The organism is Wolbachia endosymbiont (group A) of Andrena fulva, from assembly GCF_964026815.1.
Taxonomy (GTDB): Bacteria; Pseudomonadota; Alphaproteobacteria; order Rickettsiales; family Anaplasmataceae; genus Wolbachia; species Wolbachia pipientis.
Genome location: NZ_OZ034701.1, coordinates 1,225,129 through 1,238,832, shown reverse-complemented (window position 1 = coordinate 1,238,832; position 13,704 = coordinate 1,225,129). Strand labels below are relative to the sequence as shown.

The following is a 13,704-nucleotide window of genomic DNA, read 5'->3' as shown; positions in this document are numbered from 1 at the left end:
AACCGTTTGCGGGTCAACTTAATTCTGCAATTCTTTGATCTCACTCATGGAGAGGCCAGTAAACTTAACAATAGTGGTGACATCAACATTATTAGCTAGCATTGTTTTTGCAACTTCAACTTTTCCTTCCTTTTTAGCATCATCAAGTTTTTGTTCAAGAACAGCCCGTTCATCACGAATACGTTTTATTTCCTGTTCGTAGGCAATAAATTCTTTCTCTGACCAGTTGAATCTATTTAGTTCTTCATATGCCTTTTTAATTATTACATCACTACCTATTATCTTTTCCAATTCTTCTTCGCTAGTTTCATCTGCATATTTAAAATAATAGATCCATTTTTCAACTATACTCTCCAATTGGTCTTCTTTAGTTTTAGGAAATTTTGGTAACTCAATAAATGTAAAATAAAAATCTTTTAAATCATGTTCATAGCTATCTTTGTCTAACATTACATGATCTGACTTATACTCAGATTTATTAGGAAAGAGAATACAATCAGCAATAGCTATAAAAATGATTTCTTTAAGATCCTGATATTGATCACCTTTATCAGCTTGCCTTGAATAAGCTTTAGCAGCGTAATATTGAGCGCGTTTTTCAAAGCCTTTAGTTTTGGCAACTTGCATTTCGACTATTACTTGCACCCCATTTTCATCCCTGCAAAGAACATCAACGATACTTTGTTTTTTAGAGGCAATTTCAGCATCTTGAATAGTGCTGAGGAATTCTATTTCTTTTATTTCATCTTTGCCAGTGAACCCCAAAATATCATTGAGAAAGTGAATGAGGATGTCTTTATTTTTTTCAGTACCAAAAATACGCCGGAAAGAGTAAGAGTTCAATGGACTAAGATATTTACCCATCGAACCCTCCTCTAGGAACCGTACGTGAAAGTTTCCCTTCATACGGCTCGAGCCACCTTAAGTCCTTTTCTTTAGAACCGGCAACAGTTTTTATCGAATATTTGGACATATCAAATTCCTTCTTAGAACTAACATTAATCATACCTTACCATTTTTGCAAAGAGAAGAGTTTTTTTGATTGACGTTCTTTAAAGTAAGCATACCACTCTTTATCATAGGGGTTAGCTACTGCTCTAATTTTCTTATGGCGGCGAATTGGTACACTTGTCGCTTGGAAGAGTTCTTTCCATTCAATTATGTTTTTATTCTTAGCCAGTACTGCAAAACACCATTTTCGAGACTCCTTGACTTTAAAGTATTTACCTTTAATCCAACGTAATCCTTTATTAGGATGTCTGCGTTTTGACCAGTGCCATAAGGCTTTGAAGATCTCATGGTCCACTTTTTCGTAAGCTTTTCTCGCACATATTCCTCGATGGTAATTGGCCCATCCTCGAATTTGAGGTGTAAGCATATCAATTACTTTTTCTTGGGTTTCTGCGTTCTTCTTGCGAATTAGGTACCGGATGCGCTTCAGAAGTCTGTTTACACTTTTTTCTGAAGGTTTGATGATTAGTTTTGTTTTGTACTTGCGTACTGTCTGACCGAGAAAATCGAATCCCTGTTCTATGTGTGTGATCTTTGTCTTTCCTGCCGATAAAGATAGCCCTCTTTGGCTCAGGAAATCCTCTACAAGCCGTTTGACTTTAGTCTCTAGAATTTCTTTCGATTTTCCAGTTACTATAAAATCATCCGCATAGCGGATCATGTGTACACCATATTTCTTGCGTTTTTTGGTTCCCTTTTTTCCGAAATGTTTATTGAAAACATCATCAAGACCGTCGAGAGTTAAATTAGCAAGTACAGGAGATATAATTCCACCTTGTGGAGTTCCTGCTATTGTGGGATGTAGCATTCGTCTTTCTACGAATCCAGACCTTAACCATTTATTTAGGATACTCTTTTCCATTGGAATTGAGTTTTTCAACCAGTGGTGGTCTATTTCATCGAAACACTTCTTAATATCCCCCTCTAAAATCCATTGCGGAGCATCACGTCTTGCCAATGTTATGAAAATTTGACTTACCGCATCTGCTGCTGAACGATGCACCCTGAATCCATATGAGTGAGTGTCTCCTATTGTTTCTGCAACAGGGTCCAAGCCCATAAGGTATAAGGCTTGTATCGCACGATCTTTTATAGTTGGAATACTAATCGGCCGCTTGCCGCCCTCAGGCTTGATTAGATAAATGCGTCTCATAGGTTGAGAGCGATATCCACGTCGCTTTAGGCTAGCAATTCCTTGAGATTTAGCTGAAGGACTTTGCCACAACTGATTATCAACACCAGCCGTGTATTTTCCTTTGTTCGAAGTTACGCGTTTCACTGCTAATGCTTTAGCACTAAAACTACGTGTGAGAAGATGTTGTAAAGTTTTCACTTTATTCCATCTCCCATCTTTTGTTGCCTGAACAATACGAGCTTGTAGCTTCCTGGTTTTTTTCTTACATTGAGACCAATTAATTTGGTTCCAGTGCTCGGCAGTACCGAAAGGTGCACTTACAATTTTACCTGTAACCATCTACTTTCCTCTCTTTAAAAGTTTTACAAACAATCTTATCCAAGATGACCATTGTGGACGTCAGTTCTCTTTCGAGCCAGGTAACGTTAAACCTGTATCACATCCATTACAGATGAGCGTTCACTTTTTCCACACTCCCAATCCCACATACCCATAAGCCTTTCTCACGATCGACCTTACTGAATATCCAATATTGGTACCCAGAGATATATGGGGTTTCCGTGTTCCACCTATTAAACAACAACGGGTTAGGATTGATCTCTACACCGGTGACCTTGATGTTTGCGTATCAAATGCGTTCAGTTTGATAACCAGTCTACTTACCTTTTGGTTCAAGCCTATCAGTGTCTTTGGCTTGTTCGACGTAACGATGCTTAGGATCATTTGCTTGCGCTATCCATACCATTAACCCTAGCCCCCGTGCCAACTCGACACTTATAGCATTGTTCTTTCTTCGCAGACCGAACTTCTCCTTTTCAGGCGGGTTCATTGTCCTAAACGCTTTGCACAAAGCATTACTGCTTTTGTACAGTCTAGTAGGGTACGAGCGGCAAAACACTCGGTTTAGTCAGGGTGACCTGCTAAACAATTTAATAAGCGACTTTTCACGTCGCACAAACGCAACATCATTCTTGGGGTCGAGAAACTTAGAAAGAGCCATAAAAAAATTTTTAAATGTATCTTTATATTATATATTCTTATTGATAATAATTCAATAATTTGTCATCTTTTTTGTTAACTTTACTGATGTTGCTAGAGGGAACGTTGTTGCAAAATTTTGTAAAATTTATTATCCTAAGGTTTCAAGTCCTCACAGGTTTATTGGAACTATATGTACAATGTGTTTATCAGTGAAAATCCGGAGAAAATGATGGGGGAAAAGTTAATACATTACTTTAGCCAGGGTAAATGCGAAGGCAATGCAGAAATGAAAAATCTGCTGGGAGGAAAGGGGGCAAATTTAGCAGAAATGTGCAATGTTGGCATTCCTGTTCCACCTGGTTTCACAATTTCCACCTCTGCTTGCAAAGTCTATTATCAAGACAATAGATCTTCTGTCATCCAAGTAGCTGACTACTCGGATCCAGAAAAAAATGTGGTCACGCACTGGAATGACATATGTAGTGGAATTAAAAACTACATGACGATGCTCGAAAATGACATCGGTTGTAAATTTGGGGATTTAAATAATCCCTTATTAGTTTCCATACGCTCTGGTAGTGTTAGTTCAATGCCGGGCATGCTTGATACTATTTTAAATGTTGGTCTAAATGATGAAACCGTTGTTGGGCTTGCAAAAAAAAGTGGCGAACGTTTTGCTTACGATAGCTACTGCCGTTTCATCATGATGTACTCCAATGTTGTACTACAGCTTGATCATCACCTATTTCAAGATGTTATTGATAATAAGCAGCAAAAGAGTGGAGCAAAAAGCTTAGCTGATCTTGATGTTGATGTTTTAAAAGAAATTGTTAACAATTTCAAAAGGATAGTACATGAAAAAACAGGAAAACATTTTCCGCAGAACGTTGAAGAGCAATTGTTAAACTCAGTTAATGCAGTATTTGCCTCTTGGAAAAATGATAGGGCTGTTTCCTATAGAAGAATACATAATATTCCTGAAAACCTTGGAACAGCGGTCAACGTGCAAGCAATGGTTTTTGGTAATTTAAATGATAATTCTGCAACTGGTGTGATATTTACACGAAATCCTTCAACTGGAGAAAAAAAATACTTTGGTGAATTTCTGATTAATGCTCAGGGTGAGGATGTGGTTTCTGGTGTTTATACTCCTATGCCAATTGACGGAGAGCAAAAAAACACCATGGAGAAGTTGCTGCCAAGTGTCTACCGAGAATTATGTGTGGTATGTGAAAAACTTGAAAGGCATTATAAAGACATGCAGGATATCGAATTTACTGTACAGGACGGTAAATTATGGATTTTGCAGACTAGGTCTGGCAAGCGCACGGCTGAAGCTGCTATTCGCATAATAGTTGATATGGTAAACGAAGGAACGATTACAAAAGAAGAAGGAATATTGAGAATTGATCCAAAAACCTTTGACAATTTATTGCATCCAGTTCTTGACGTTGAGAGTGACCAAAAAGTAATAGGGAAGGGGCTACCTGCTTCTCCAGGTGTTGCTTCTGGATATGTAGTGTTTAGTGCAAGTGATGCTGAAAAAGCTGCAGAGCAGGGTAAAAAAGTGATTTTAGTAAGGTCAGAAACGAGTCCTGAAGATATTAATGGAATGAATGCTGCAAGTGGCATAGTAACAGCACGGGGAGGGATGACCTCGCATGCTGCTGTTGTAACCCGTGGAATGGGTAAGCCATGCATTTGCAGTGTGAGTGGACTTTATATCGATAAAGATGGAACTTTCTTTTCTGTAGGGGATACAAAAGTAAATAAAGGTGAACCAATTACCATCAACGGAGGAACAGGGGAGGTTATGCTTGGCATTCTCCCTACAATTTCACCTGAATTATCGCAAGAATTCAAAACGGTAATCAACTGGATAGATGAAATCAAAACGGTCAAAGTGAGAGCGAACGCTGATACTCCAAAAGACGCAAAAATTGCAAAAGAATTCGGTGCAGAAGGTATAGGCTTATGTCGCACAGAACATATGTTTTTCGCTAGTGATAGAATCGAATTCATTCAAAAGTTGATAATAGCTGACGATGAAAATGAAAGGGCAAATGCGCTCATTAAACTAGAAGAAATGCAAAAGTCTGATTTCAAAGAAATATTTTCTATTATGGAGGGCAGGGAAGTCACTATACGGTTGCTTGATCCACCTTTGCATGAATTTTTACCCAATGATCAGTCTACTATAGAAAAAATTGCCAAATCACTTAGTAAGTCAGTTGAGTCAGTAAAAAATAAAATAGCACAGTTATCAGAAAAGAACCCAATGCTTGGCCATCGAGGTTGTAGACTTGCTATTTCTCATCCTGAAATATATAGCATGCAGATTAGGGCAATACTTAGTGCTGCAAGTGAATTAAAGAAAGAAAAGAAGATAGAAGTGGAGCCTGAAATCATGATTCCTTTTATAATGAATGAGAAAGAGTTTGTTCTGATATGCGAGCTAGCAAAGAAAGAATCCTCTGTCATCTCACAGACGCAGATTCCAGCGTCACGCGCTGGAATGACATCAGACAAGGCGTACTCAATTGGAACAATGATAGAGCTACCACGAGCGGCACTGATTGCTGATAAGTTAGCAAAACATGCAGAGTTCTTTAGTTTTGGCACTAATGATTTAACGCAAACAACCATGGGACTTTCAAGAGATGATTCAGTTAATTTCCTCGATTCCTATAAGAAAAACAACATATTTGACAATGATCCATTTGAAGTGCTGGACATCGAAGGGGTAGGGGAGTTAATCAAGATAGCCATTGAAAGAGGCAAAAAAACCCGAAAAGAAATAAAACTGGGTATATGTGGAGAGCATGGAGCAGATCCAAAATCTATAGAGTTTCTCATCGAATCAGGGGTAGATTATGTTTCATGCTCACCCTATAGAGTACCGATTGCAAAGTTAGTGGCAGCACAGTTTAGTGTTAGATCTAAATTTGCTAGGTAAGTATAGTGGCAGTGTTGGCTACTCATATGGTTTGAGCCCACCAGAGGGTGTCATTCCAGCGCGTGACGCTGGAATCTAGTTTTTATTATGACCTTCTGGATCCCAGTGTCTGGGCACTGGGATGACATCCTGTTACACGTTCAACTTCATTCTCTCTCATCTCCCTATAACTTGGTAATGTAGAATTTTTTACATGCAACCCGGTATATATTGCAATCAAAGCAGCTATGACACTGCAAACTACTGCACCAGCTACAAATGGAACCATCACAGCAGCAGTAATGAATAATCCTGTAATAACAACTCCAACAACATCTTTTGTCAATGAGGTGTAAAAATCCTTTTTGCTCTCTTTATATTTAGTTTCTTGTTCATTTGGCATAGAAAATTGAGCATCTACAAAGCCGTTAGCTTTATTATCATTATTTGGTGTGGCAGTTTGCTTAGTATTTGTTTCCTCTGGTATTACAGGCGTTTTATTTTTGTTATTATGATATGATGCTGACCGTTACCACTATTTGGTGTAACAGTTTGATTGGTATTTGTCTTCTTTGTTAATATAGAAGGCACTGTTACTACAGGCGTTTCATTTTTGTTATTATGATGCTGACCGTTACCACTATTTGGTGTAGTAGTATGATTTGATAGACCATCGCCGTGAGTTCTTATATTACTAGACTTATCATTACCGCTTGACATAGCGGATGTGCCGGCGTTTGTTGATACTACAGGAGATACTGGTTTATTAATAACACTCCTACCGTTACCACTATTTGGTACAGTAGTTGGATTTGTTTTTTTTGTTGATGTTGCTATAGATTTACTAGTGGCATTACTATTACTGCCAGATCCTACTTTAATTTCCTCATTAGATATTTTTTGCTTTTCTTGTTTCTCCTCTATCGCTGACACGAGTAACGTAACAAGTTTTTCATTGTTTTTGTCTATAGCCTTATCTAACGCATTACTCTTTAATTGTTGACACAACTTGTACAGCTTGCTTTTAGGTATTAGCTTTGATTGTTCTGCGTTAACATTTTGTAAGAGTAGATCTAAAATTTCGGTATTACCAAAATGGACAGCATAATTTAATATAGATTGACCATTTATAGTTTTGGGAATATGGCATGTTTCTTCTTGTTGGGAAATGATACTAATAATTTTTAGCTCATTTTTAAAGAGAAATTTTATAAAATCTAGATTACTTTTTTCAATTGCAAGTGCTAATAGTAAATCTCCCAACACACAGCCATTATGAAATTTTTGCTTTAGATCAATTCTTGCATTTAGCTCTTTACTTAATTCTTCAAGACTTGCTTGAGGCTTCTGTTTTACAGTCTCATTTATATTTAGATACAACTCTCTAATATCATCATTACTATATATGTTCGGTAGAAGCTGTAGCTTTACTCCTCTCGTTTGAGTTTTATTACTACAACTCCCCCTAAAGAACCGTGCTTGCAGATTTCCCGCACACGGCTCATCAATATTAGTTTTCACAGTCGTCCCTCTTATGCATATAAAGAAAAATGTATTTTTGGCTTTGGTAATGGATTTACTTCTACGTAGTGTACAAACTGTTCCCAGGTCATACTCTTTTTCTGACTACGCCGATTTATCCATTTAAATGCTAGCTTTCTTACTGATGTGTAAAATTGTTTCAAACACCAATAATTTCCGCTAATACCAAAGTAGTTATAGTGTCCTGTTAATTTAGCCTTCAGTACTTGCCACCAATCTTTAAGTCGAATACTTCCGCGGACTATTTTCAACCACTCCTTGATTTCTTTTAGTTTTCTGGCTAGATTTAACTTAGAGGTTTTATGTCCCATCATTAATCTACCACGACGACTTTTTGCACCATAGTGCGTAAACCCCAGAAAATTGAAACTTTCCGTCCTTCGTTTCTCTCTTATCGCTCGTTGCCACTCCCTCTTGCCAAACTTTACTACTCTGGTCTTGTTTTCAGATACTTCCAACCCAAATTTATTTAGCCTTTGTTTCAGTAATTCCAGAAATTCTTCCGCGTCTACCTTACTTTCGCAACAAACCACAAAATCATCGCAAAACCTTATTACTTGTATATATCCTCTGGATCTTGGTTTAAATTTCTTTTCTATCCATAAATCCAACACATAATGTAAGTATATATTTGCTAATACAGGACTTACTATACCGCCTTGTGGTGTACCTTGTTTTGTTGCTTCATAATTTCCAGCTTCGACTATCCCTGCCTTGAGAAACCGCTTTACTAACCACAGCAAATTTGGGTCAGTTATTCGTTCCCTTAGACACCTCATTAGCCATTTATGCTGTATATTATCGTAGAACTTCTTGATATCCACTTCTACAATGTAGTTTATTGGCTTGTACATAACTGCTTTATCTAGTGCATTTACCGCTTGATGACAGTTTCTTCCTGGTCGAAATCCATATGAGCTGTCCAGAAAGTTTGCCTCGTAAATATTTTCTAATATCTTCTTCAGCATAATCTGTACTAATTTATCCTCGGTCGATGGTATTCCGAGTCCGCGTTTCTCTTTACTTCCAGCTTTCGGTATATATACCCTCTTTACTGGTTGTGGTTGATATTGCTTCCTCTTCATACTTTCTACTAGCACTTCGAGTTTCTCATTCAGATTTTCTCCGTATGATTCCACTGTTATCTGGTCTACTCCACAAGCCTTGTTACGCTTCAGTTCTTTATAACATCTCGCAAGATTCTCTGTATTTATCAGATGGACTAACGATGTGAATTTTAGTCGCTTATCTTGCTTTGCTCTTACTGCTATCTGGTTTAGTTTATATCGCATGTTATTCCTACCTCCGTTGTATTGGCATAGCAATCCCTATTCCAGTTACTATATTGCTGATCGCTTCCCCTTGTACGTGGCTTTCCCACATTCTGAGTACTATCAATCAGTCCGACTTCCCCTGCATCTTCCGCTAGTTCTTGCCTTTGTTGACTTGTTCCAACGTACCTTAATAGGAATGCATGGGATCTCCCAAGTTCACTTGAAGTCCATTTCAATACATGGCACGGTCTCAGATCCCGATAGAGTGAGTGATAACTTGCCTTTACGTTATCCTTCATGCTGTCTTCCATGGCCATGAACATGTCGACCTCTATGTCTTCAGGTATTTCGGGACTCCACTCCTTCACTTCCGTTGTGCCCTGCATTGTCCATCCCACTAGCTCTATTACACTCGTTACCTCATGCAACATAGTGGTCTGTTCCAAACTGTTGGCTAGACTTTGTTTGTGTTGGATTTTCACCAACTGTTCTCCAAGCACTTCTTGGCGCACCTTGGCGCACCTTGGTGCACCATTACTACACCTCACATAAATACACGATACTATTAGTATAATATATTTAATGTTTCACACAAGCATAAAAATATCAAGCAACCACTAAGAGAAGAAACCCTCTTTCCCATCATACAAATACAACTTATCCATTCTCACCACATCAAAATTATGTTCCTCAAATTTGATTAGCAAGTTATTCACATCACTATTTGTAATTTCATTATTTGCAATGAACCTGCAGGTTATTTGGTCACTTGAAGACTTTGAACTTCCTGGCCAAATCGCAAGGCCTTTTGAATATATTGCTATAATCTGCGGATTACTTGTTTCAAACAACTTCACTATTTGGTCAAAGTCAGCCGGCTTACTCCAGGCAAGCGTTATATCGCTACCCACTAGTTTTTTAATCTTATAATCCTGTTCATAATTATCCTGTATTTTATCCACTTTACTATTTGGATCACTGCCAATTATAAGCTCAGATAATGTTTTCGGTTTTTTTCCTAGATTGTCTATAACAGCTTCTGCAAATTCTTTTGTACCAACTTTCTGTTTACTTCTTTTCTCCTTATATAAATCGGCAGTGTGTATTCCATCCTCCAAAGTCTTGAGCCATGCATCGTAGATTAGTTTTGCAGTACCCACTTGACCTATGTAAATTAGCATATGCACTGCAGCATTTAAAAGACCAGAAGGATTAGCTATGTTTTTTCCTGCAATATCAGGGGCAGAACCGTGCACTGCTTCAAACATTGCGTATTCATTCCCGATGTTGCTACTTCCGGCAAGCCCCACAGATCCAGAGGTTTGTGCGACTATATCTGATAATATGTCGCCATATAAGTTCTCGGTTACTATAACATCAAAATTCTCCGGTTCTGTTGCAACACGCGCCATTCCAATATCAACTATATAATGTTCTGCCTTTATATCTGGGTATTCCTTTGCAATGCGATCAAACGCGGCATGGAAAGTTCCGTCAGTCATTTTCATGATGTTATCTTTAGTCAGGCAAGTTACTTTTTTTCTGTTGTGTTTTTTTGCATATTCAAAAGCGTACCTGCATATCTTCTCTGAGCCAGATCTAGTAATAATTTTAGTGCATTGGTAAGAGTCACCAGTGAGCCTATGCTCTATTCCGGTGTAAACGTCCTCTTCATTTTCACGTATCACTACGATATCAAACTTATCGAATTTATTTTCTATAACAGGATGATATGAAATGCATGGTCTGATATTTGCATACAACCCTAGATTTTTTCTGAGTGCAACGTTTAAGCTTTTGTGCCCTTTACCTTGAGGAGTTGTTGTCGGAGATTTTAATAATATTTTTGTCCTTTCAATTGATTCCCAACCACTTGGAGAAATTCCGTGAGACCATTCTTTACTGTAAACACGCTCCCCTATTTCAATAATATCTATTGAGATTTCCGCTTCTGCTTCGCGCAATATCGACAGCACCGCTTCCATGATTTCTGGTCCGATACCGTCGCCATATGCAACTGTGATTAGTGTTGACATAACTTCCCTAGTTATAAATGATTTAATATTAATTTAAATAATAGAGTGGCACAAGTAGCTAATATTACCCAAGTTAGTATATTTACGATTATTTAATAACGTATTTTTATATCATATGATGATATTATGAAATATAGGTGGGGTTATGAATACTGAAATAAATGTTAAAGTAAATTATGTAGGATTTACAAGGCGTATTGTAGCAGAAATACTTGACCTCATAATATTTTCCCCTCATTTTATCTTCGGTTTTATCTATGGTGTATTCATCGTATCATTACAAGATAAAGACTCTTTTCAGGAACTTGCACAACTAGCAACAGAAATACCATTTATAGTTTCTACAGTGGTCGCAACATTAGTACTAACAATATCCAAAATATTAATGGTAACAAAACTTGGTGGTACCCCAGGAAAACTATTGTGTGGTATGCATATTAAAGATGCTAATACATTTACAAATGTTACCCTTATGCAAGCAACAATAAGATGTATTTCTAAGGGAAGCATCTGGATTATTTTTCGCTTTTTGCTTCATCTGCATTATCATGGTTATACTTTTCTATATCTTTTAATTGTGCTAATTTTATTTTTGTTTGCAGTATTTGATCAACGCAAACAGACTTTTTACGATAAAATTGCAAAAACAGTAGTGATAGACTATAAATCTAGTTGATATTTTTCTTTATAGGTAGTACATGGATAAAAAAGTAAACTACTCAACGATGACAAGACGTACTCTAGCATTTATAGTTGATTGTATTTTATTTATCGCAATACCATTTGGTTTAATGGCGGTGGGTTTCTCACTTACACACGCAATACAAGGGATCATGGGTGCAATAATTGTAATCACCACGATTGTATTTTCTTTATTTTTAATGATACCATGTATATTTCATATATTCATGCTAGTAAAATTTGGCGGCACTCCAGGACACTTGTTATTTAGCATGCGTGTAAAAGACAAAGATACATTTGAGTCAATCACTACAATGCAAGCAATGAAAAGGACTATAGCTCTTTTTATAATTTATTGCATATCACTTTGTAATCCCATTTTATTCTTAGCTATACTAATCTTAGTTTTAGTATGTGCAGTAGGTGATGAACATAAACAAGCTTTTCACGACAAAATTGCAAACACGGTAGTGATAGATTATAAACCTAGTTGATATTTTCCTTTAGCTGTCTGCCACCAAGGGTGTCATTCCAGTGTCACGCGCTAACTTAAGGTAAATTGCCAACTTAACTATAAATATATTTTGGTAAATCCAAATTATTTTAGCTATAAGAGCGTTTTACTTTTTGCTCAGCATATCCATCATAACTGGCTTACTTTTAGTGATTCATGGAGTTAAAAAAGTCAGCATTGCTCTTTGTTAAAAGTAGTTTGTCACGTAAAAATTCCATTGCTTCAACGGGTCCCATAGGATTGAGTATCCTACGCACCACCCATATTTTATTTAGTATAGCCTTATCAACTAATAGCTCTTCCTTCCTTGTTCCGGATTTTGTAATATCAATAGCTGGAAATATACGTTTATCAGAAAGTTTTCTATCAAGTATGATCTCAGCATTTCCTGTACCTTTAAACTCTTCAAAAATAACTTCATCCATTTTTGAACCAGTCTCTATAAGAGCTGTGGCGATTATAGTTAAAGAACCCCCATTCTCAATATTACGAGCTGCTCCAAAAAAGCGTTTTGGTCTCTGCAGTGCGTTTGAATCTACACCACCAGTTAGAACTTTCCCAGACGAAGGAATAACCGCATTATAAGCACGTGCAAGTCTAGTAATATTGTCAAGTAGAATTACCACATCTTTTTTATGCTCAACCATTCTTTTAGCTTTTTCTATTACTATTTCAGCAAGCTGTACGTGACGGTAAGCAGGCTCATCGAACGTAGAACTTACTACCTCACCTTTTACAGAACGTATCATATCTGTTACTTCTTCAGGTCTTTCATCTATAAGTAACACTATTAATTCTACTTCAGGGTGATTTATAGCTATAGAGTTAGCCATTTGCTGAAGCAATACAGTTTTTCCTGTGCGAGGTGGAGCAACTACTAACGCTCTTTGCCCTTTTCCAAGAGGAGCTACTATATCTATAGCACGCATGCTTAAGCCTTTTTTATCATCACCATTATTACACTCAAGTACTATGCTTTCCTCAGGATAAAGAGGAAGCAAATTATCAAAATGGACGTACTTTCTTAATTCACTTACTTCAGTAGAGTTTATACTTTGAACCTTAGTTAAAGTAAAATATCTCTCTTTATCACCAGGTGGCCTTATTTCTCCATATGCCATATCTCCTGTACGTAAATTAAACTTCTTTATTTGCCCGTTAGAAATATAAACATCATCGGTACTTGGGGCATAATTTGCACTTGCTGAACGTAAGAAACCAAAACCATCAGGCAATATTTCCACTATTCCACTCCCTGTGGTTATGCCTCCTTCTTCACTCATTTTTTTCATTAAGCTGAATATTATTTCCTGCTTTAGCATTCTACCATTGCTTTTACCGTTAGTTGAAATTTTTCTTTCTTCAGCTAACTCTAACAATTCTTCTGCTGTTTTCTCTTTTAATTCGCTCAGATCTAATGTTTTTCTGTTTTTCTCAGTACCTTCATTGACCATCTGTTTTACTGTATCGTTATTGTAAATTTGCTCACTTTTTTCAGGTTGAGCTGTAACCTTTCCTTTTGCCAAAACATCTTCATTGATTGTTGTCATAATCCTCCAAAAATTTTAATTGATGCTTACTAACCTAAAATGTGA

Annotated in this window: 11 protein-coding genes; 3 read left to right on the top strand and 8 right to left on the bottom strand. The window is 37.1% G+C overall.

Annotated elements, in window-relative coordinates:
- Positions 1-18 precede the first annotated feature (18 nt).
- Positions 19-864, bottom strand: coding sequence for an Rpn family recombination-promoting nuclease/putative transposase (locus AAGD84_RS06270; RefSeq protein WP_341818174.1), 846 nt, complete (start codon positions 862-864; stop codon positions 19-21).
- Between the two features lie 145 nt (positions 865-1,009).
- Positions 1,010-2,485 (bottom strand): group II intron reverse transcriptase/maturase, encoded by a 1,476-nt coding sequence (gene ltrA, locus AAGD84_RS06265; protein ID WP_264707109.1) that lies wholly within the window; start codon positions 2,483-2,485, stop codon positions 1,010-1,012.
- 871 nt (positions 2,486-3,356) lie between these two features.
- On the opposite strand from ltrA (AAGD84_RS06265), the gene ppdK reads away from it, so the two are divergent.
- Positions 3,357-6,083, top strand: a complete 2,727-nt coding sequence (gene ppdK / locus AAGD84_RS06260) for a pyruvate, phosphate dikinase (RefSeq protein ID WP_341818173.1) — start codon at positions 3,357-3,359, stop codon at positions 6,081-6,083.
- A gap of 85 nt (positions 6,084-6,168) precedes the next feature.
- On the opposite strand, the gene AAGD84_RS06255 is transcribed toward ppdK, so the two are convergent.
- From AAGD84_RS06255 to icd, 5 genes are all read right to left on the bottom strand, one after another.
- Positions 6,169-6,465: a hypothetical protein gene (locus AAGD84_RS06255; RefSeq protein ID WP_341817961.1), complete on the bottom strand. Its 297-nt coding sequence runs from the start codon at positions 6,463-6,465 to the stop codon at positions 6,169-6,171.
- 83 nt (positions 6,466-6,548) lie between these two features.
- Positions 6,549-7,583: an ankyrin repeat domain-containing protein gene (locus tag AAGD84_RS06250; protein ID WP_341817960.1), complete on the bottom strand. Its 1,035-nt coding sequence runs from the start codon at positions 7,581-7,583 to the stop codon at positions 6,549-6,551.
- An 11-nt stretch (positions 7,584-7,594) separates the two neighbouring features.
- On the bottom strand, positions 7,595-8,896 hold the full coding sequence (gene ltrA / locus AAGD84_RS06245; protein ID WP_338476458.1) for a group II intron reverse transcriptase/maturase: 1,302 nt from the start codon (positions 8,894-8,896) through the stop codon (positions 7,595-7,597).
- The gene (locus tag AAGD84_RS06240) at positions 8,881-9,426 is read right to left on the bottom strand and encodes a hypothetical protein (protein WP_341817959.1); all 546 of its coding nucleotides are present in this window, start codon (positions 9,424-9,426) and stop codon (positions 8,881-8,883) included. The genes ltrA (AAGD84_RS06245) and AAGD84_RS06240 overlap by 16 nt, the downstream gene beginning before the upstream one ends.
- Before the next feature lie 69 nt (positions 9,427-9,495).
- Entirely contained in the window at positions 9,496-10,914 is a 1,419-nt protein-coding gene (icd, locus tag AAGD84_RS06235; protein WP_010082497.1) for an isocitrate dehydrogenase, read from the bottom strand.
- A gap of 145 nt (positions 10,915-11,059) precedes the next feature.
- Between icd and AAGD84_RS06230 the strand changes: the two genes are divergently transcribed.
- The gene (locus AAGD84_RS06230) at positions 11,060-11,590 is read left to right on the top strand and encodes an RDD family protein (RefSeq protein ID WP_341817958.1); all 531 of its coding nucleotides are present in this window, start codon (positions 11,060-11,062) and stop codon (positions 11,588-11,590) included.
- Between the two features lie 22 nt (positions 11,591-11,612).
- On the top strand, positions 11,613-12,089 hold the full coding sequence (locus AAGD84_RS06225) for an RDD family protein (RefSeq protein WP_006279800.1): 477 nt from the start codon (positions 11,613-11,615) through the stop codon (positions 12,087-12,089).
- Between the two features lie 166 nt (positions 12,090-12,255).
- Here the strand turns inward: AAGD84_RS06225 and rho are convergent, their stop codons facing one another.
- Positions 12,256-13,659 (bottom strand): transcription termination factor Rho, encoded by a 1,404-nt coding sequence (gene rho, locus AAGD84_RS06220; RefSeq protein WP_007549497.1) that lies wholly within the window; start codon positions 13,657-13,659, stop codon positions 12,256-12,258.
- Positions 13,660-13,704: the final 45 nt, after the last annotated feature.